The organism is Nonomuraea zeae (assembly GCF_005889725.1).
In the GTDB taxonomy this organism is placed as follows: domain Bacteria; phylum Actinomycetota; class Actinomycetes; order Streptosporangiales; family Streptosporangiaceae; genus Nonomuraea; species Nonomuraea zeae.
Genome location: NZ_VCKX01000082.1, coordinates 1 through 19,330 on the forward strand (window position 1 = coordinate 1; position 19,330 = coordinate 19,330).

The following is a 19,330-nucleotide window of genomic DNA, read 5'->3' on the forward strand; positions in this document are numbered from 1 at the left end:
GGGTGTGGGGGTCACGGGGTGTCCAGCATCGCCGTCCACATCTGCACGAACTCGGGCAGGGTTTTGGCGGTCGTCGCGATGTTCTCCACTTCCACGCCGGGCACCGCGAGGCCGATCACGGCGCCTGCCGTGGCCATGCGGTGGTCGTCGTAGCTGTGGAAGGTGCCGCCGTGCAGCGGGCGAGGGCGGATGTTGAGGCCGTCCTCGGTCTCCTCCGCGTCGCCGCCGAGGCGGTTGATCTCGGTGGCGAGCGCGGCCAGCCGGTCGGTCTCGTGGCCGCGCAGGTGGCTCACCCCGCGGATGCGGCTCGGCGTGGTCGCCAGCGCGGCCAGGGCGGCGATCGTCGGGGTCAGCTCGCCCACGTCGCGGAGGTCGGCGTCGATGCCGGTGAGCGCACCCGATCCCGTGACCACCAGGTCGGTGGTGTCCGAGGGGGCAGGGACTCCCGGCTGGTCGATGGCGTCGGGACTGGCCGGGGTTGTCGAGTCACCGGTCGCTGGGGAGCGGGTGACTGTGGCGCCCATGGTGGTGAGGAGGCCGCGCAGGGCGTCGCCGGCCTGGGTGGTGTGCAGGGGCCAGGAGGGGATCGTGACCGTCCCGCCCGTGACGAGGGCCGCCGCCAGGAACGGGGCGGCGTTGGACAGGTCGGGCTCCACCGTCATGTCCCTGGCCGCGATGGGGCCCGGCAGGACGCGCCACACGTCGCGCTCGCTGTCGTCCACCGTGACGCCCGCCGCCCTGAGCATCTGTACGGTCATCTCGATGTGCGGCTGTGAGGGCACCGGCGGGCCCACGTGGCGGATCGTGATGCCCTTCTCGAAGCGCGCGGCGGTCAGCAGCAGGCCCGAGACGAACTGCGACGAGCCCGAGGCGTCCAGTGTGACCTCCCCACCCGTCAGGGGGCCGCTGATGGTGAACGGCAGGGCGTCGTTGTCGACCCGCGCCCCGAGCGCGCGCAGGGCGTCGAGGATGGGACCCATCGGGCGTTTGCGGGCGTGGGGGTCACCGTCGAAGAAGACGGGCCCGTCGGCCAGGGCGGCCATCGGCGGGACGAACCGCATCACGGTCCCTGCCAGCCCGGCGTCGATGCTCGCACCGCCGCGCACCGGGCCCGGCGTCACCTGCCAGTCGACTCCGGCGGCGCTCTCGTCGGTGGCCTCCAGCGTGGTGCCCAACGCTCGTAGCGCCGTTGCCATGAGGTCCGCGTCGCGGCTGCGCAGCGCCCGGCGTACGGTGCCTGGTCCGTCGGCGAGCGCGGCGAGGAGCAGCGCTCGGTTGGTCACCGACTTGGAGCCGGGCAGCGCGACGGTGGCGGTGACCGGAGTGGTCGCCGTCGGGGCGGGCCAGTGCGGAGCGGGCATGGTCAAAGACTACTGGGCGTGGTGGGGCGGGGTCACAGCCTGTGGATGACGGCCTGCTGCGGTCATGCTGCCTGTGGATAACCGCCCTGGAGGGTTGTCCACCCGGCTTCCCCGGGTCCCTTCGGGTTCGCCTGGGAAGGTCCCCTTGGGTTCGCGTAGGAAGGTCCCTCTTGGGTTCGCGTGGGAAGGCTCGCTCAGGTTCGCCTGCGAAGGTCCCCTCGGTTCGCCTGGGACCGGCCCGCTCGGGTTCGTATGGGAAGGTGCCCACGGCCCGCCTGGGAAGGCCTGTCCGGAGGTGGTTCGTGGGAGACGGGCCGAGCTGAGCAGAGGAGCGGGCGCCGCGCATGATCGAAACATGCGATCGAATGCCGGACATGGCAGTGTGGGGTCATGTGCGGTAGATACGCCTCGGCGCGCAAGAAGCACGAGCTGCTGGAGGAGTTCCAGGTCGAGCTCGACGGTGACCCCGACAAGGAGCTCGGCGCCGACTTCAATGTGGCGCCGACCAAGAACGTCTACGCCGTCCTCAGCCGCGTGCCCAAGGAAGCCGAGCGGGCGGTGCGCCAGCTCAGGATCGTGAAATGGGGCCTGGTGCCTGCCTGGGCCAAGGACCCGTCGATCGGCTCGCGGCTGATCAACGCCAGGGCCGAGACGCTGGCCGAGAAGCCGTCGTTCCGCCAGGCGTTCGCCAAGCGCAGGTGCCTCCTCCCCGCCGACGGCTATTTCGAGTGGATGCCGGTCGAAGGTGAAAAGAAGAAGAAACAGCCGTACTTCATTCATCCCGAAGACGGCGGGGTGCTGGCCATGGCGGGCCTGTACGAGTTCTGGAAGGACCCGTCGCGCGACGACGACGATCCGCTGAAATGGCTGGTGACCTGCACCGTCATCACCACCGACGCCGAGGACGAGCTCGGGCGCATCCACGACAGGATGCCCATGATGATCGAGCGCGAGCGCTGGGCCGAATGGCTCGACCCCAAGCTCACCGACACCGCGCAGGCCTCCGGGCTGCTGGTGCCCGCGGAGGCGGGCCGGCTCACGGCGTACGCGGTCTCCACCGATGTCAACAACGTGCGAAACAATGGCCCGGACCTCATCAAACCGCTACCTGAGGAGGAGGAGACGCCGCTTTTCTAAAGGTGTAAGAAGCACGGTAAATGGGCATTCGGTGAGGAAAGCGATGCATCCGTTTACTCGGTGTCACCGCCAAAATGCCCCCTAAATTGCACCGGGCGGGACAACCGGGGAGTCCTTGCCGCGGGCTGCCCTCATTTACCCGGAGGTGCGGATTCGTGGACGTCACGACCGCTCGTGAGCGGCTGGAAGACATGCTCGCGGAACTGGATCGTTCGATCGGGGTCCTCCAAGGCGACCCCGTCGCCGTACGCGAGCACTCGGCGGCCGACGCCGGTTCCGACCTGACCGACGCCGATCGCGCCCAGGCCATGCTGACCGTGGCCACCGCACAGCGCCGCGCGGTGATCGAGGCGATCAAGCGCGTCGACGAAGGCGCGTACGGCAGGTGCGTCGACTGCGGCAAGCCGGTGCCGGAGGGCCGGTTGGAGGCCCGGCCGGAGGCCGCGCGCTGCGTCCAGTGCCAGGGCAAGCGCGAACGCCGCCGGTAGCGCGCGGCAAGACCGAGGCCGCGCGCCGCTGATGGACCGCGCGGCACGACCGAGGCCGCGGTGAGCGCCGAACGCCGCCGGACACGAAGAACGGCGGCGGCCAGGCTCGTCGCGGGTCACCCGGCTCAGCACTTGCGGGCGCTGGCCACGAGGTGGATCCCCACGGTGTCGTCGTCGTCGGGATGGGCCTCCAGCTCCGTGCGTACGAGCCAGGTCAGCGACCGGGTGTCGGACCCGAGCACGTGGTCGACCGTGGACGGGGACAGGACCGTGCGCGGCCGCATCCACTCCACCTCCAGCCCCGCGCCCATCAGCAGCTCGCGCAGCTGCCCGCTGCTGAAGCACCGCGTGATGCTGCCGTCCGGCCACGGCACGAGCATGACCTCGCCGGTCTGCCGCAGGTGCTGCCACTGCTCCTGCTCGGCGAGTATGGCCATGCCGAGCACGAGCGAGTCGACGCACACCAGCGCCCGGCCGCCGGGCCGCAGCACCCTGGCCACGTCGCTCATGGCCGACTCGGCCATCAGCTCGATCGACATCACGCGCTCTTCCGCCAGCACGGCGTCCACGCTCGCGTCGGGCAGGAACGCCAGGTCGTCCGCGCGTACGTGGCGGACCCGGTCGGCGTCTCGCAGCCGCGACTGCGCGTCGACCGTCCTGCGGAAGTCGAGGACCTCGATCACCCGGTGCCCCGCCTTGGCCGCCTGACCGGACCACCGCCCGCGGCCACCGGACAGATCGAGGATCACGGAGGGCTCACCGGGAAGCCATCGGTTGAGTTGTTCGGCGGCGACGGCGCGGTAGAAGGTCCAGTACGGCCCGAGCGTCCCTGAGCCGTTCAGTTCCTCGGCCGGAATGGGCAGCACACGCGACTCCTGGGTTCCGGGAAATGGGCTACCAGCCGGTACGTATTGACGTTCCCCGCACCGGGTCCTTCGTACCTTCTATCTTGCGGGAACAGACAAGGGCGCGGGCGTGTTGCGACGAGCATGCCCGCTGTTCTTGACGATCGCGACCGCTCCGGCGGTCGCAGGTTCGCGTCTCTCTCTCCTTCACCGAGCCCTTCGCCGAGCCTTTCGCCGAGCACTTCACCCAGCCCTTCACCCGGCCCTTCGCCGAGCTCCTACGCCAAGGTGCTCAGCCCACGACCCGCTGACCATCGGGTCACGGGCCAGCGGGTATCCTCCCCTGAGTACGGTGTACCGCCACAGCCGGCCACCGGTGATCTTAGGGGGGTGGGTCCGGTGCCCGCGACAGGCGCGGAGACGCTGGAGCAGCGCAGTGAGCGATTCGAGCGCGACGTCATGCCGTATCTCGAACAGCTTTACTCCGCCGCGCTCCGGATGACCCGAAATCCCGCGGACGCGGAGGACCTGCTCCAGGAGACCTTCGCCAAGGCGTTCGCGTCCTTCCATCAGTTCCAGCAGGGCACCAACCTCAAGGCGTGGCTCTACCGGATCCTGACCAACACGTTCATCAACAGCTATCGCAAGAAGCAGCGTGAGCCCAAGCAGTCCGGCACCGAGGAGATCGAGGACTGGCAGCTCGCCCGCGCCGAGTCCCACACGTCGAGCGGTCTGAAGTCGGCCGAGGTCGAGGCGCTGGAGCACCTGCCCGACGGCGACATCAAGCAGGCGCTCGCGGCCCTGCCTGAGGAGTTCAGGATCGCGGTCTATCTGGCCGACGTCGAAGGCTTCCCCTACAAGGAGATCGCCGACATCATGGGCACTCCGATCGGCACCGTGATGTCGAGGCTGCACAGGGGACGCAGGCAGTTGCGGGGCCTCCTTGAGGACTATGCCCGCGAGCGTGGCCTGGTCCCGGCGGAGGGATCGAAATGAGCTGTGGCAACCCGCATGACACCGACTGTCGCGAGGTCCTGGACAAGGTCTACGCCTATCTGGACGGCGAGCTCACCGATGGCGACGTCGTCGACATCCGTGTCCACCTCGACGAGTGCAGCCCGTGCCTGAAGGAATATGACCTGGACAAGGCGATCAAGGCGCTGGTGGCCAAGCACTGCGGCTGCGACCCGATCCCGGCGGACCTGCGCTCGAAGGTGCTGGCCCGCATCGCGCAGGTGAGGTCGGAGCTGGCCGACTAGGATTCACCCCATGCGCGTGTTGGTCACCGGGGGTGCCGGGTTCATCGGGTCCAATCTCGTCGATCGCCTGCTGGCCGACGGGCACGAGGTCGACGTGGTCGACGACCTGTCGTCCGGGAGCAGGGCCAACCTGACGCAGGCCGGGGAGAGCGAGCGGTTCCGGCTGCACGAGCTCGACGTGCTCGACCCGGCGCTGATCGGCCTGGTGTCGAAGCTGCGGCCGGAGGTCATCTGCCATCTGGCCGCGCAGATCAGCGTGCGCAAGAGCGTCGCCGACCCGGTGCGCGACGCCCGGATCAACGTCGAGGGTACCGCGGCGGTGCTGACCGCGGCCCACGAGGGGCACACGCGCAAGGTGGTGTTCGCCTCGTCCGTGGCCGTCTACGGGCGCCCGACGACGATCCCCGTGCCCGGTGACGCGGCCACGGACCCGCGCTCGCCGTACGCCGCCTCGAAGCTGAGCGGCGAGACCTACCTCGCCACCTTCCGCGCGCTGCACGGCATCGAATACACCACGCTGGTGCTCTCCAACGTCTACGGCCCGCGCCAGTCGCCCGAGGGGGAGGCCGGGGTGGTGGCGATCTTCACCGACGCCCTGCTGGCCGGCACCCCCACGGTCCTCTACGGCGACGGCACCCAGACCCGCGACTACATCTTCGTCGAGGACGTCGTCGACGGCTTCGCCAGGGCGTGCGGGCCGGACGGCAACGGCCGCCGCTTCAACCTCGGCACCGGCATCCAGACCACCGACCGCCGGCTGCACTCGCTGATCGCCGACGCCGCCGGGGCGCAGGACAAGCCCGGGTTCGCGCCGCCGCGCCAGGGCGACCTGCCCGCGATGGCGGTCGACCCGGTGCCGGCGCACGACGGGCTCGGCTGGCAGCCGCGCGTCGATCTGCCGACCGGGGTGAAGCGGACGGTCGAGTGGGCCGCGGGTCGTCGCGGCAAGTAGCTGGTTGATTACGCTTTGCTTGCGATTTCCGACTACGCCCGTGCGGTCACCTCGTCTTCTGTAGCGTGAACCCCAGAAGTCGACGTGGAGGCATGTGGATGTTGAAGGTTATGGCCGCCCGGCTGCTCGTGGCCGTCGTGCTGATCACCCCGGTGGTCATGCCGGCCGGCCCGGCGGTTCCGCCCGGGGTGTCCTGGACCTGAACACCGTAGGGGGCCGCAATGCGTGATCTGCCGTGGCCTGCAAGGGTCTATCTGGTCGCCGTGATAGGCGCGGCGGCCGCTCTCATCGTACGCAGCGTGATCGTCTCCGGCACCCTCGTGGCCCCGGCGGACCTGGACGTGCTGCTGGTCCTCGCGCTGCTGTTCCTGGTGTGCGAGTCGATGCCGACGCTGCTCAACGTCGAGCAGTTCGCGGTGTCGGTGAGCTTCTCCGCCGCGCTGGCCGCGGTCGTGCTGATCGGGCCGGAGGGCGCCGCGCTCGTGGGGCTCACCGCCGTGCTGAGCGTGCGGCCGGGGCTGCCGCTGATCAAACGGCTGTTCAACGGCGCGCAGTTCGCCATCTGCGGTTACGCGGCCGGGGGGCTCTACGAAGCGCTCGACGGCCGGGTCGGCGTGCCGCAGGTCAACGCGTTCGACGACCTGATCGGCCCCTACGCCGCGGCGACGGCCGTCTTCGTGCCGCTCAACATCGTGCTCACGCTGACCATGATCGGGCTGGCCACCAGGGTGCGGGCCACCGAGGTGCCGATGCGCGGCATGGCCCAGTTCCTGCTGTCCTACCTGGGCTACGGCACGTTCGGGCTGCTGGTGGCCGGGCTGTGGGCGACGGTGCAGTCGATCTCGGCGGTGCTGGTGCTGCTGCCGCTCTTCGTGGCCAGGTGGGCCTTCGGCCAGTATCACGCGCAGCAGCGCTCCTACGACGCCACGATCGCCGCACTCTGCCAGGCCGTGGAGACCAAGGACTACTACACCAGGGGCCACTGCACGCGCGTCTCGCTCGCCTCGTCCATGATCGCCCAGGAGATCGGCATGGGGCTGGAGCGGGTGCGGGCGATCCGCTACGCGGGCATGCTCCACGACGTCGGCAAGCTCGGCGTGCCCACCAAGGTGCTGCAGAAGAACGGGCCGCTCACCGAAGAGGAGTTCGCCGCGATCCAGCTCCACCCGATGCGCGGGCTGGAGATCGTGCGCGGCATCGGCTTCCTCGACGAGGCGTACGCCGGGATCATGCACCATCACGAGCGCCACGACGGCACCGGCTACCCGATGGGGCTCGCGGGTGACGAGATCCCCGAGTTCGCGAAGGTCATCGCGGTGGCCGACGCGTTCGACTCGATGACCTCCGACCGCTCCTACCGGGGCGCGCGGCCCGTGCCCGAGGCCATCGACGAGCTGCGCAAGACCGCGGGCACCCACTTCGACCCCGTCATGGTGGCCGCCTTCATCCGCGCGCTCGAGCACGAGCCGTGGCAGCCGCCGCGCCGCGTCGATCCGCCGCCGCCCGAGGCCACCGAGACCCCGATCAAGGACCACGACGACCCGACCATGCCCATCGAGGTCGTGACCGGCCAATGACCACCACAGAGCGCGTCAGACGCAGCGAAGGATCCCTGAACACGGTCCTGCGCCGGCTCGACTCCGGCCAGCTCCTGCTCATCTGCGCCGCCGGGCTGGTCGCGGTCGCGGGCATCGCCCACACCGCCGCCATCGGGCTCGTCGACCCGGAGATCGCGGTCGGGTTCGGGGCGCTGATCGCGGTCGGCGAGCTGGCCAGGCTCACCATGCCGGGCAACAGGGAGGTCGCGCCGATCGGGGCCGCCGCCGCGCTCGGCTACACCCTGCTGCTCGACCTGAGCCAGAACCAGCTGCACCACTCCGCGCTGCAGGTCGTGGCGGTGATCGCGGTCGGCATGCTCGCGGGAGCGCTCCCGCACCTGGCCGTCGGCCGGCCGCCGCGGCTGGACGCGATGGCCCGCCGCCTGCTCACCGGCGCGCTGCTGGCCTTCGCCTTCCGGCCGCTGACCGATTCGCTCTACGAGCTCACCAAGCCGCCGACCAGCACCTGGTGGCCCGCGCTCGCGGTGATGGTGGCGCTCATCGCGGTGACCCTGCTGATCGACGTGCTGATCGCCGCGCTGCTGCGGGCCGAGCAGGTCCGCACGGCGTTCCGGGTGGCGGTGCGCGACGAGATCAACATGGCCTTCCCGCTGGGGGCGGCGGTGGCCTCGTCCGGGGTGCTGCTCGCGCTCGCCACGCACAGCATGGACCTGGTGGCGCTGCTGGTCTTCGCCGCGCCGCTGCTGGTCACGCAGGTGGCCTTCCGGAAATACGCCGGGATCCGCGCGACCTATCTGCAGACCGTACGCGCTCTGTCCCGGGTCACGGAGGTGGGCGGCTACGTCGAGCCCGGCCACTCGCGCCGGGTCAGCCGCCTGGCCGTGGCCGTCGGCAGGGAGCTGGGCATGGCCGAGCCGGAGCTGCTGGAGCTGGAGTACGCCGCGCTGATGCACGACATCGGCCAGCTCTCGCTGCGCGACCCGATCCCCGGCGGCGCCACCGTGCTCACCGAGCCCGAGCAGGCCCGCCGCATCGCCGAGCTGGGCGCCGAGGTGATCAGGCAGACGGGCGTGCTCGACCGGGTGGCCGAGGTGGTCAGGCGCCAGTGCGACCCGATCACCGACGATCCGCCGCTGTCGAGCCGCATCATCAAGGTCGCCAACGCCTACGACGACCTGGTCGGCCCTTCGACCGACCGTGACCGCGCGGGGGCGGCGCTGGAGCGGATCAGGCTGTCATCGGGCAGCGTGTACGACGCCCACGCCCTGGAGGCGCTCGCGCGGGTGATCGACCGAGGTCGCGTCTGATCCGTACAAGACGGCCGGCTGCCTGTCCCGTTTCCGGCGGCTCACAATTGTGGGTTTCCTACAGATCGTGATTGTCGGATCGGTGGTTTCGGGAGAAAGGGGGCGAGCCGCCGGCGGTCATAGGGTGGGCGGCGTGCTTATTGAGACGCTCGGACCCGTTCTGATCGCCAACCGGGGCGAGATCGCGCGGCGGATCATCCGTACGGTCAAGCGCATGGGCCTGCGCGCCGTCGCGGTCTACTCGGAGGCCGACGCGGACCTGCCGTTCGTCCGCGAGGCCGACGAGGCCGTGCTGATCGGCCCGGCCAATCCCGCGCAGAGCTACCTGGACGCGGGCAAGGTGCTGGAGGCGGCCCGCGCGACCGGCGCGAAGGCGATCCACCCGGGTTACGGGTTCCTCGCGGAGAACGCCGCGTTCGCCAGAGCGGTCATCGACGCCGGGATGGTGTGGATCGGGCCCGCCCCGGCGGCGATCGACCGGATGGGCGACAAGATCAACGCTCGCAACCTCATGGAGGACGCCGGCGTGCCGGTCGCCGCGGGCACCCGCGAGCCGGTCACCGATCTGTCGCTGGCGCTGAAGGCCGCCGAGGTCATCGGCTACCCGGTCATGGTCAAGACCGCGGGCGGCGGTGGTGGCATCGGCATGAGCGTGGCGTACGACGACGAGGGCCTGGCCAAGGCGTTCGAGCAGGCGGCGAGGGCGGCCGCCAGGTTCGCGGGGCCGGCGGGCGACGCGCTCGACGGGCCCGCCGTGCTGCTGGAGCGCTACATCGAGCGGGCCCGCCACGTCGAGGTGCAGATCCTCGGCCTGCCGGACGGCCGCGTCGTAGCGCTGGGCGAGCGCGACTGCTCGGTGCAGCGCCGCCACCAGAAGGTCGTGGAGGAGTCGCCGTCCCCCGGCATCACCGCCGAGCTGCGCGAGCGCATGCTGGCCGCGGCCGTGCGGGCCGGGCAGGCCGTGGGCTACCTGGGCGCGGGGACGGTCGAGTGCCTGGTCGACGTGGACCGGCAGGACTTCGTGTTCCTGGAGATGAACACCAGGCTGCAGGTGGAGCACCCCGTCACCGAGCTGGTCACCGGGCTCGACCTGGTGGAGCTGCAGCTACGGGTCGCGGCGGGGGAGAGCCCCGAGGTGCGCGCCGCCGCCGAAGGGCACGCGATCGAGTTCCGGGTCTACGCGGAAGATCCCACGCGGTTCTTCCCTGGGCCTGGCAGGATCGCGGTGTGGGAGGAGCCGTCCGGTGACGGCGTACGCGTGGATTCGGGCTACGAAGCCGGTAACACGGTGACCCCGTTCTACGATCCGTTGATGGCCAAGCTGTGCGTCTACGGCGACAGTCGTGACGACGCTCTGGAGAAAGGGCGCAAGGCTGTCGCCCAGTTCGCAGTAGAAGGACCTAAGAACAACCTGCCATTCTGTGCGGAGCTGCTGGAGAACGCGGAGTTCGTCACCGGCGACTACGACACGGGCCTGGTCGCGCGGATGCGCGCCTAGACCGCATGACATTGTTAGAGCACTGAAAGAGGGGAGTTCCGGTGGCTGAGGTACGCGCTGAGATGGTGGCGAACGTCTGGAAGGTCGTCGTCAGCGAGGGCGACACCGTCTCCGACGGCGACACGCTGGTCATCCTCGAGTCGATGAAGATGGAGATCCCCGTGCTGGCCGAGGACGACGGCACCGTGTCGCAGCTCAAGGTGGCCGAGGGCGACGTGATCCAGGAAGGCGACCTGATCGCCGTCATCGAGTAGCGCGGGCGAGGAACTTCGCGCGGTCGACCACCACGCGTTCGATGGTGCCCCTGCCCACGACGGTGTGCTTGTCGTGGGCCTCGAAGGCGAACACCAGTCGCCGGCCCTCGACCTGGGTGAGCTCGACGCCGATCTGCACGTGCCTGCCCAGCGGGCTGGCCGCCAGGTGCTCCATCTCGACCCGGGTGCCGACGGACGTCTCGCCAGGCGCGAGGTGCTGCTCGATCGCGCGTACGGTCGCCGCCTCGGCCAGCGCGAGCAGCCGGGGTGTGGCCAGCACGGGCACGTCTCCGCTGCCCGCCTTTTTCGCGGTGTCCGACATCTCGACCATGATGAGTGTCTGGGCGCGGAGACCGGGCGTGAGCGTCATGGGTGCAGCCTACGGCGGCCGTGTTGAGCGGCCGTCACCGGCGGCGGGTAATAGGCCCCCGGGGTTCCCGAAAACGCGGACAAGTGCGGTCGTAAGGGCTCAGGATAGGCTTTGTACGGCTTGAGGCATTTAAGTGGCATGTGGGACAGGTGAGTCGTACACTCTCTGAGTTCCGTGACCACTGTGTTACCTCACCGCGACACAAGTTCGCTTTGTTGGAGAACCGCGGGGTGGGAGAGGTTACGGACGTAGGGGGGTAACGGGGGCGTCATGGTGGCACAAGGGACGACGCTGGCGGGGCGGTATCGACTGGATACCCGCATCGGCGCCGGTGGCATGGGCGAGGTGTGGCGAGGCGAGGACATCGTGCTCGCGCGCACCGTCGCCGTCAAAGTGCTGCTTCCCGGCCGTATGGAGGACCCCGGGTTCGTCGCTCGCTTCCAGGGGGAAGCCCGGGCGATGGCCACGATCAACCACTCCGGCGTCGTCGACGTCTACGACTACGGCGTGAGCGGCGACACCGTCTACCTCGTCATGAAGTTCGTGGACGGCGAGCCGCTCGACCGGCTGCTGTCCAGGCTGGGACGGATCCCGCCGCAGGCGGCCATGGAGCTGATCGCGCAGGCCGCCTCGGCGCTGCAGGCGGTGCACAACCAGGGGATCGTGCACCGCGACGTCAAGCCGGGCAACCTGCTCGTGCAGCGCGACGGCACGCTGGTGCTGACCGACTTCGGCATCGCCCGCTCCGACCTGGCCAACCGGCTCACCGACGCCGGCATGGTACTCGGCACCGCCGCCTACTGCGCGCCCGAGCAGGCCGAAGGCGCTCCCGTCACCCCCGCGGTCGACATCTACGCGCTCGGCGTGGTCGCGTACGAGTGCCTGGTCGGCCAGCGGCCGTTCGACGGTGACAGCGCGGTCACCATCGCGCTCAAGCACATCAGGGAGGCTCCGCCACCGCTGCCCGCCGACATCCCCCCGGCGGTCCGGTCACTGGTGGAGGTCGCGCTCTCGAAGGACCCGGCCAGGCGCTACCCGACGGCCAGGGCGATGAGCGAGGCCGCGCGGGCGATCGCGAGCGGCCAGATGCCCGCCGTGCACGAGCCCGTGCAGCCGCTGTCCACCGGGGCGTCGATGGTGCCGCCGGTGGAGGCGTACCAGACCGGAGCGCACCAGGCGCGGGCCCGCCAGTCGTCGGAGGAGACGACGGTGGCCGAGCGGCGCGCGGGCAGCCGCCGCGCGGCGAAGGCGCCGCGCAGGACCGGGCTGATCGCGGGCGTCGCCGCCGCGGTGGTGCTCGGCGTGGGCGCGGGCGCGGTCGCGCTGACGGGCATGACCCCCGGCGACCCCCAGATCACGACCACCGCCGTGCCACGGGGTGACTCCGAGAGCTCGATCAAGACCACCAAGCCGCCCACCAAGCGGACCACCAAGCCGCCCGAGCCCGAGACGACGCGGCCGGAGTCCAGACCGGCCACCACGAGGGCGCCCCGGCCCACGGAGACGGAAGAGCCGGAGGAGACGCCCACACCCACGCCCTCGGTCACGAAGACGCCGACCAAGACGCCCACGGGCTCGCCCACGCCGAGCGTCAAGCTGGTGCTCGTGCCCGAGGTGGTCGGGATGCCGTTCCTGCCGGGGCAGGAACGGGTGCAGGCGGCCGGCTTCGACGTGCACGTGGACGACAGGACCACCAGCAGGAACGGCCTGTCGTGCGGCAAGATCCAGCAGACGGTGCCGAAGGGCGGGACGAAGCTCGACGTGACGAAGCCGGTCAAGCTGATCGTCATCGACGGCGTCTGCGAGACGTCGTCGCCGAGCCCCAGCCCGACCGCCACGTCGAAGTAGCGGGTCGCTCACACCCCCGTCGTGTTGCGGGGGTAGGCGATCTGCGGGTCGGTCGCGATGTTCACCATGTACGGGATGCCCGAGTCGAACGCCCTGCGCAGCGCGGGGCCGATCTCGGACGGCTTGGTGACCAGCTCGCCGCCCCCGCCCAGCGCGGTCACGACCTGGTCGTAACGGCACTGCGGCTGGAGCTCCGCGGCCACGTCGTAGCCGTACAGGAGCTGCATGGGGTGCTTCTCCAGGCCCCAGATGCCGTTGTTGCCGCAGATCATGACGACCGGGAGCCGGTGGCGCACGAGGGTGTCGACGTCCATCAGCGAGAAGCCGGCGGCGCCGTCGCCGAGCAGCAGCACGACCTGGGAGGAGGGCCTGGCCAGCCGGGCGGCTATGGAGTAGCCCAGGCCGGTGCCCAGGCAGCCGTACGGGCCCGGGTCGAGCCAGTTGCCCGGCTGCCGGGGCTCGACGTATTTGCCGGCGTAGGAGACGAAGTCGCCGCCGTCGCCGATCACCACGGCGTCCTCGGCCAGCACCTTGCCCAGCTCGCCGTACACGCGCATGGGGTGGATCGGGTCGGAGCCGGAGGCCAGCAGCTCGGCGTCGCCCGCGATGGCCGCGGCGGCGCTCTCCGACAGCTTCGACACCCAGGAGGCGTACGCGTCCGGCTTGACGCCCGCGTCCCCGCAGGCGGCGCCGAGGCTCCAGAACACCACCGACAGGTCGCCCGCGGCGGAGGCGGCCGGCTGCATGTGCGTGGCCAGCTGTGACGGCGCGTCGGCGATGTGCACGACGCGGGCCAGCGGCGCGCCGTCCTTGCCGCCGAACCAGCCGTAGCCGAGCCGGAAGTCGAGCGGTGTGCCCACCACGATCACCAGGTCGGCCTGGGCGAAGGCGAGGCCGCGGGCCCGCGTGACGAGCAGCTCGTGCCCGGCGGGCAGGATGCCGCGGCCCTGGCCGTTGGGGATGACCGGCAGCCGCCAGGTCTCCGCGAAGTCGCGCGCGGCCTCCTCGGCCCGGTCCATCCACACGTCGGACCCGTACACCAGCACGGGCCGCTGCGCCTCGGCCAGCAGCCGCGCGATGCCGGCCAGCGAGTCGGGGTCGGGCTCCAGCGGCGAGGGCGTCTGCGTCTGCACGTCGTGCACGGCCGACGGGGCGAACAGGTGGTCCATGTAGAAGTCGAGGAACACCGGGCCGCGGTGGGGGGCGACCGCCGTGCGGAAGGCCACCTCGACGTCCTGGCCGACGGACTCGGCGTCGCTGGCGGTGAACGACAGCTTCGTGATCGGGTCGAGCAGCGGCGGGTGGTCCATCTCCTGAAGGGCGCCGCTGCCCCAGCGCGACTGCGGGGCCCGGCCGCCCATGACGACCACGGGGGAGCCGTTGAAGTGGGCGGTCGCGACCCCGCTGACGCCGTTGGTGATGCCGGGCCCGGCCGTCAGCACCGCCAGACCCGGGTTCCTGGTCAGCCTGGCCGTCGCCTCCGCGGCGAAGACGGCGCTCTGCTCGTGGCGTACGTCGAGGATGCGCATGCCCTCGTGCACCGCCCCGTCGTAGAGCGGGAAGACGTGCCCTCCTGACAGGGTGAACATGGTTTCGACGCCATAGGCCTTGGACACGGCGACGGCGGCGTCACCGGCGTGCTTCGCAGACTCCATGCCGGGAACTTACCAACCAGTCACAAGAGTAAACAGACTTTAAGGCGGGCGTGCGATTCCGCCATCGTCACCGGCCGGGCGTGCTCACCTGCAGCAGATGGTCACGCTGCCGTTCGGCGCCCTCGCGGTGATCTTGCGCGGCGAGCCGGCGTCGAGCCGGACGTCGAGCCTGGACCGGGCGGCGTCCACCGTCACGTCGTAGGCGCCTCTCGGCACGTTCACGTTGACGGCTCCCGCGGTCCTGACCACGGCGTTGACGGTGGCCGGGACATTGACGAACGACAGGTCCACGTCGCCGGCGCCGACCTCCACGTCGGCCGCCCCGCCGCGGAGCCCTTCCGCCTTGACATTGCCCGAGCCCGACCTGGCCCAGACGGAGCCGGCGACGTCCCGGACCATGACGGAGCCTGAGACCGAGGTCAGGCGCACGTCGCCGAAGAGGTCACCGACACCGAGGTCGCCCCGGGTGACGCTGGCCTCGATGTCGGTCTCCGGCGGCACCATGACCACGTACTCGGCCCGGCAGACCGGCCCGGCCGGCTGGCCGGACCCCGGGCAGGTCGCGTCGAGCCGCAAGGTCCCGGTGCGCTCGTCCCAGTCCTCGGTCACGGTCGGCCGCTCCACTGACCACCGCAGCGCCCTGTCGAGCAGCAGCTCTCCCGCCCGGCCCGGCATGATCAGCAAAAGCACGTCGCCGGAGCCCGCCTCGATCAGCACTTTGTCCTTGGCGAACGGGATCGACCGCTGCGTGGTGTCGGTCGGCGGCTCCGCCCTGGCGAACCCGCGCCAGAACAGCATCGTGGACAGCAACAGTGCGAGCACGGTCGCCAGGGTGCCGGCCGTCAGCCAGACCGCTCTCATGGCAGGCTCCTGATCTTGAGGAACTGCAGGACGGCGAGCACCCGCCGGTGGTCGCCCTCCGCGGGCGGCAGGTCGAGCTTGGTGAAGATGTTGCCGATGTGCTTGCCCACCGCCCCTTCGCTGAGCACCAGCTCCTGGCCGATGCCCGCGTTGGAGCGCCCTTCCGCCATCAGCTTGAGCACCTCGTGCTCCCGGGGCGTCAGCCGTTCGAGCGGATCGCTGTTGCCGCGCAGCAGGAGCTGGGCGACCACTTCGGGGTCGAGCGCGGTGCCGCCGGAGGCCACCCTGCGCAGCGCGTCGATGAACTCGGCCACGTCCGCCACCCGATCCTTGAGCAGGTAGCCGACGCCGCCGGTCGCGGCGGAGGCGAGGAGCTGGGCGGCGTAGCGCTCCTCGACGTACTGGGAGAGCACGAGGACGGCCAGCCCCGGCTGCTGGCGGCGCAGCACGAGCGCGGCCCGCAGCCCCTCGTCGGTGTGCGTGGGCGGCATCCTGACGTCGGTGATCACCAGCTCGGGACGGTGCTCCTCGGCCGCGCGCAGCAGCCCTTCCGCCTCGTCCACGGCCGCCACCACCTGCAGGCCGGCGGCGTCCAGCAGCCTGATCAGGCCCTCGCGCAGCAGCACGGAGTCCTCCGCGAGCACTACTCGCACGGCAGGTCCACCTCGATCGTCGTGGGGCCGCCCAAGGGGCTGGACAGCCGGAGCGAGCCGTCCACGGCGTCGATCCGCTGGGCCAGGCCGCGCAGCCCGGTTCCGCCGTCCAGCCGGGCGCCGCCGCAGCCGTCGTCGTACACGAGCACGTGCAGGCGGTCGCGCTCGCGCCGCACGTTCACCTCGGCCCTGGTGGCCGCGGCGTGCTTGGCGATGTTGGTCAGCGCTTCGGACACGATGAAGAACGCCACCGCCTCGATGGTCGGAGTGGTACGCCGCTCGATGTCGACGCGGAGCCTGACCGGGAAGGGGGCGCGGGCGGCGACCCCGGACAGCGCCGCGTCCAGCCCCTGGTCGTTGAGCACGGCCGGGTGCAGGCCGCGGACGAAGTCGCGCAGCTCCTTGAGCGCCAGCTTGGCCTCCTCGTGCGCCTGCTCGATGGCCTCACGGGCCGGCTCGGGCAGGTCGGTCAGGGTGGCCCTGGCCAGCCCGAGGTTCATGGCGAGCGACACGAGCCGCTGCTGCGCGCCGTCGTGCAGGTCCCGCTCGATCCTGCGGCGCTCGGCGTCGGCCGCGTCGATCACGCCCGCCCGGCTCTCGGTGAGCGTCTCGATCCGCTGTCCCAGCTCGGAACGGCTGGGCCCGAGCAGCGTACGCGCCACCGACAGGTCCAGCGCCGCCATGCCGCGCGCCAGGACCGGCGCGAGCAGCACCAGCACGAGCCCGACGGCCACGAAGACGGTCACGACCCGGTCGTCCCTGAGGTCGAACAGGAACTCCAGCGGCGGCGGCTGCAGCATCGGCGCGGTGAACGACAGCAGTCCCACCAGCGCCGCGCCCCACACCGCCGCCACCAGGACCGCCGCCGCGAGGCTCACGACCGGGGACAGCAGGTGGTAGCCGATCTGCCGGTACGTGGCGGGGCTGCGCCAGCCGGTCGGGGAGGGCATGGGCGGTATGTACGCGCCCAGGAACGCCTCGAACCTGGACCGCTGCACACCGGTGGCCCAGACCAGGCCGCGCGGCAGCAGGGGCGGCGACACGACCAGCACGAGCGTCAGCCCGCCGAGAATGACGGCGACCGGGAGCCCGACCATCACATGCGCCGTGTCCAGCCAGGCCCGAGCCGACCACGGGCGGGGGACTTTCATGGCTCAAAGGTATTGACGACGGGCCGGGGCGCGAAATGGGTCTGGTGTGCCGATGAATGGTGGGGTTAGCCCCACCATTGTGGCGTCGCCGGCGGGTCTGCGCGGGATCTCCTCAGGACGGCGGGGGGAGCCGGTGGCGGAAGGCCACGGGGTCGAAGGAGCCGCCCAGCGTGGCTCCCAGCCCCTTACGGGCCGCCTCCGCGAACGCCTGCCCCCCGAGCGCGCCCGCTCCCTCCGGCAGCACGCCCGCCAGGGGCCGCGCGGCCAGCATCTCCAGATCGCCCACGGCGCTCAGCTCGGCGATCCCCGGCGCGGCGGGCCAGCGTCCGATGACGAGCCCGGCCAGGTCGAGCCCGCGATGCGCGAGCGCCTCCAGGGTGAGCGCGGTGTGGTTGACGGTCCCGGCCCCCGCGCCGGCCACGATGAGGACCTGCGCGTCCAGCAGCCGGGCCAGGTCGGCGACCGTCGCGCCGTCCTCGTCGAAGCGTACGAGCAGCCCTCCGGTGCCCTCCACGACCACCAGCCGGTTGCTCTCGGCCAGCTCACCGATCAGCCGGGCGGCCCCCGCCATGGACACGGGCGGCATCCCGGCGGCCTTGGCGGCGGCGGCGGGGGAGAGCGGGCCGGCGAAGCGGGACAGCTCGAAGGTCGTGGTGATCCCCGACAGCCGGATCACCTGGTCGACATCTCCGGGCTCGCCCGGGGCCGTGCCGGTCTGAGCGGGCTTGACCACGGCGACGGAGGCGCCGCGCTCCCTGGCCAGCGCGGCCAGCGCCGCTGCGACGACTGTCTTGCCCACGCCGAAGTCGGTGCCGGTCACGACGAGAACGCTCATGGAGCTCAGCCTAGAAGTGGCCCGGCCCGGAAGTACGCGCCGTCCGGGCATGTCGCCCGGGGCGCTTCGGCCCGCGGGCCGGCGAAGAACCCGGCGGTCAGGGCCGGCGCAGGCGGGTGACGAACTTGTAGCGGTCGCCGCGGTAGAGCGACTGCGCCCACTCGACGGGGTTGCCGTCGGCGTCGAAGGCGTGCCGGGTGAGCAGCAGCATCGGCAGGCCGACGTCCACGCCGAGGGCCTTGGCGTCGTACGGGGTGGCCAGGACGGTCTCGATGATCTCCTCGGCGTCCGTGAGCCGCACGTTGTAGGCGTTGTGCAGCGTCTCGTACAGCGACGCGTGCACCTCCAGCTCTCGCCGCAGCCGCGGGAAGCGCCGCGCGGACAGGTGAGTGGTGTCTATCGAGACCGGCTCCCCGTTGGCCAGCCGGAGCCGGTGGATGCGCAGCACGCGACCGCCCGGGTTGATGGCCAGGCGGCGGGCCAGGGCCTCGTCCGCGGTGACGTAGCCGATCTCCAGGATCTTGGTGTCCGGCTCCAGGCCGGCCGTGCGCAGGTCGCCGATGTAGGAGGTGAGCTGCAGCACCTGCGCCACCTTCGGCTGGGCCACGAACGTGCCCTTGCCCTGGATCCGCAGCAGCCGGCCCTCCACCACCAGCTCGGTCAGCGCCTGCCTGACCGTGGTGCGCGAGGTCTCGAAACGTACGGCCAGCGTGCGCTCGGGCGGCAGCGCCGAGCCCGCCGGCAGGCTCTTGGTGAGCTCGAGCAGGCTCCGTTTCACGTCGTAGTACTTCGGTACGCGGGGGCCGTCGTCTGTCACGCGCTCACCTTCACTTCTGCCACGGCGGTGAGGGCGTGTCTGATCACCGCGAGATCATCGGAACTCACTTTGGCCCGAGCGGTCAACCGCGGGCTTGAGCGGCCGACCGGCGCCGAGCGCGTACGGCTCCTGGCACGCACGGATCCGAGCAGCTCAGGTTGATTGTGAAGGATATCCACAGCAGCGCGCGCGATCGCAACCGAGGCCGGTCCGTCACTCGTGTCGCGGCAGAACCACCTGGCCGTGTAGATCACCTCCGGCTTCGCCGAGCACCGTCCGTCCTGCGATGCGAGCGTGTTCGGCAGTGTGATGGTTCTCACAATATGAGATTTCCGGTAAATCCAGTTGGGTGCACGATGCCGTATCGGCCTTCACTGTGCGACTGAGCGGGCGTGCGGGCGGTGCGAGCGGACTCCTGGCCGCACATCCGATGCGCGATCAAACGTGCGCATTCGTGCGAGGGCCGGTTTGGTTGTTGCA

20 protein-coding genes are annotated in these 19,330 nt (G+C 70.9%); 10 read left to right on the forward strand and 10 right to left on the reverse strand.

Going from position 1 to position 19,330, the window contains the following annotated elements; genetic code table 11:
* Window positions 1-11: 11 nt before the first annotated feature.
* Entirely contained in the window at window positions 12-1,361 is a 1,350-nt protein-coding gene (aroA, locus tag ETD85_RS25470; RefSeq protein ID WP_138692305.1) for a 3-phosphoshikimate 1-carboxyvinyltransferase, read from the reverse strand.
* A gap of 390 nt (window positions 1,362-1,751) precedes the next feature.
* Between aroA and ETD85_RS25475 the strand changes: the two genes are divergently transcribed.
* Window positions 1,752-2,498, forward strand: a complete 747-nt coding sequence (locus tag ETD85_RS25475; RefSeq protein ID WP_138692306.1) for an SOS response-associated peptidase — start codon at window positions 1,752-1,754, stop codon at window positions 2,496-2,498.
* Window positions 2,499-2,653: 155 nt separating this feature from the next.
* The gene (locus tag ETD85_RS25480; protein WP_138692307.1) at window positions 2,654-2,986 is read left to right on the forward strand and encodes a TraR/DksA family transcriptional regulator; all 333 of its coding nucleotides are present in this window, start codon (window positions 2,654-2,656) and stop codon (window positions 2,984-2,986) included.
* A 125-nt stretch (window positions 2,987-3,111) separates the two neighbouring features.
* On the opposite strand, the gene ETD85_RS25485 is transcribed toward ETD85_RS25480, so the two are convergent.
* Window positions 3,112-3,852 carry a class I SAM-dependent methyltransferase gene (locus ETD85_RS25485; protein WP_138692308.1) on the reverse strand — a complete coding sequence of 247 codons (741 nt, stop codon included), beginning with the start codon at window positions 3,850-3,852 and terminating at the stop codon, window positions 3,112-3,114.
* Window positions 3,853-4,221: 369 nt separating this feature from the next.
* Between ETD85_RS25485 and ETD85_RS25490 the strand changes: the two genes are divergently transcribed.
* The 7 genes from ETD85_RS25490 (at window position 4,222) to ETD85_RS25520 (ending at window position 10,660) form a co-directional block, all read left to right on the forward strand.
* Complete coding sequence (locus ETD85_RS25490) at window positions 4,222-4,827, forward strand: sigma-70 family RNA polymerase sigma factor (protein WP_043624264.1); 606 nt, start codon at window positions 4,222-4,224, stop codon at window positions 4,825-4,827.
* A complete protein-coding gene (gene rsrA, locus ETD85_RS25495; protein ID WP_138692309.1) occupies window positions 4,824-5,090 on the forward strand; it encodes a mycothiol system anti-sigma-R factor in 267 nt (88 codons plus the stop codon). The genes ETD85_RS25490 and rsrA overlap by 4 nt, the downstream gene beginning before the upstream one ends.
* A gap of 10 nt (window positions 5,091-5,100) precedes the next feature.
* Window positions 5,101-6,042, forward strand: a complete 942-nt coding sequence (locus tag ETD85_RS25500) for an NAD-dependent epimerase/dehydratase family protein (protein ID WP_138692310.1) — start codon at window positions 5,101-5,103, stop codon at window positions 6,040-6,042.
* A gap of 221 nt (window positions 6,043-6,263) precedes the next feature.
* Window positions 6,264-7,619: an HD-GYP domain-containing protein gene (locus ETD85_RS25505; RefSeq protein WP_138692311.1), complete on the forward strand. Its 1,356-nt coding sequence runs from the start codon at window positions 6,264-6,266 to the stop codon at window positions 7,617-7,619.
* Complete coding sequence (locus ETD85_RS25510) at window positions 7,616-8,908, forward strand: HD-GYP domain-containing protein (RefSeq protein ID WP_138692312.1); 1,293 nt, start codon at window positions 7,616-7,618, stop codon at window positions 8,906-8,908. Before ETD85_RS25505 ends, ETD85_RS25510 begins: the two co-directional genes overlap by 4 nt.
* A 133-nt stretch (window positions 8,909-9,041) precedes the next feature.
* The gene (locus ETD85_RS25515) at window positions 9,042-10,406 is read left to right on the forward strand and encodes an acetyl-CoA carboxylase biotin carboxylase subunit (RefSeq protein ID WP_240779409.1); all 1,365 of its coding nucleotides are present in this window, start codon (window positions 9,042-9,044) and stop codon (window positions 10,404-10,406) included.
* A gap of 41 nt (window positions 10,407-10,447) precedes the next feature.
* Window positions 10,448-10,660 carry a biotin/lipoyl-binding carrier protein gene (locus ETD85_RS25520; protein ID WP_138692314.1) on the forward strand — a complete coding sequence of 71 codons (213 nt, stop codon included), beginning with the start codon at window positions 10,448-10,450 and terminating at the stop codon, window positions 10,658-10,660.
* On the opposite strand, the gene ETD85_RS25525 is transcribed toward ETD85_RS25520, so the two are convergent.
* Entirely contained in the window at window positions 10,650-11,030 is a 381-nt protein-coding gene (locus ETD85_RS25525) for a thioesterase family protein (protein ID WP_170246835.1), read from the reverse strand. The two genes, ETD85_RS25520 and ETD85_RS25525, sit on opposite strands and share 11 nt — an antisense overlap.
* A gap of 270 nt (window positions 11,031-11,300) precedes the next feature.
* Here ETD85_RS25525 and ETD85_RS25530 point away from each other — a divergent pair, with 270 nt between their 5' ends.
* Entirely contained in the window at window positions 11,301-12,878 is a 1,578-nt protein-coding gene (locus tag ETD85_RS25530) for a protein kinase domain-containing protein (protein WP_138692315.1), read from the forward strand.
* Window positions 12,879-12,886: 8 nt separating this feature from the next.
* On the opposite strand, the gene ETD85_RS25535 is transcribed toward ETD85_RS25530, so the two are convergent.
* From ETD85_RS25535 to ETD85_RS25565, 7 genes are all read right to left on the reverse strand, one after another.
* Window positions 12,887-14,533, reverse strand: coding sequence for an acetolactate synthase (locus tag ETD85_RS25535; RefSeq protein ID WP_138692316.1), 1,647 nt, complete (start codon window positions 14,531-14,533; stop codon window positions 12,887-12,889).
* Between the two features lie 84 nt (window positions 14,534-14,617).
* Window positions 14,618-15,394, reverse strand: a complete 777-nt coding sequence (locus ETD85_RS25540) for a DUF4097 family beta strand repeat-containing protein (RefSeq protein ID WP_138692317.1) — start codon at window positions 15,392-15,394, stop codon at window positions 14,618-14,620.
* The gene (locus ETD85_RS25545; RefSeq protein ID WP_138692318.1) at window positions 15,391-16,047 is read right to left on the reverse strand and encodes a response regulator; all 657 of its coding nucleotides are present in this window, start codon (window positions 16,045-16,047) and stop codon (window positions 15,391-15,393) included. The genes ETD85_RS25540 and ETD85_RS25545 overlap by 4 nt, the downstream gene beginning before the upstream one ends.
* Window positions 16,038-17,198 carry a sensor histidine kinase gene (locus tag ETD85_RS25550; RefSeq protein WP_138692319.1) on the reverse strand — a complete coding sequence of 387 codons (1,161 nt, stop codon included), beginning with the start codon at window positions 17,196-17,198 and terminating at the stop codon, window positions 16,038-16,040. Before ETD85_RS25550 ends, ETD85_RS25545 begins: the two co-directional genes overlap by 10 nt.
* Window positions 17,199-17,310: 112 nt before the next feature.
* A complete protein-coding gene (gene bioD / locus ETD85_RS25555; protein ID WP_138692320.1) occupies window positions 17,311-18,033 on the reverse strand; it encodes a dethiobiotin synthase in 723 nt (240 codons plus the stop codon).
* Window positions 18,034-18,130: 97 nt separating this feature from the next.
* Window positions 18,131-18,850 (reverse strand): GntR family transcriptional regulator, encoded by a 720-nt coding sequence (locus ETD85_RS25560; RefSeq protein WP_138692321.1) that lies wholly within the window; start codon window positions 18,848-18,850, stop codon window positions 18,131-18,133.
* A complete protein-coding gene (locus ETD85_RS25565; protein WP_138692322.1) occupies window positions 18,847-19,170 on the reverse strand; it encodes a hypothetical protein in 324 nt (107 codons plus the stop codon). The genes ETD85_RS25560 and ETD85_RS25565 overlap by 4 nt, the downstream gene beginning before the upstream one ends.
* Window positions 19,171-19,330: the final 160 nt, after the last annotated feature.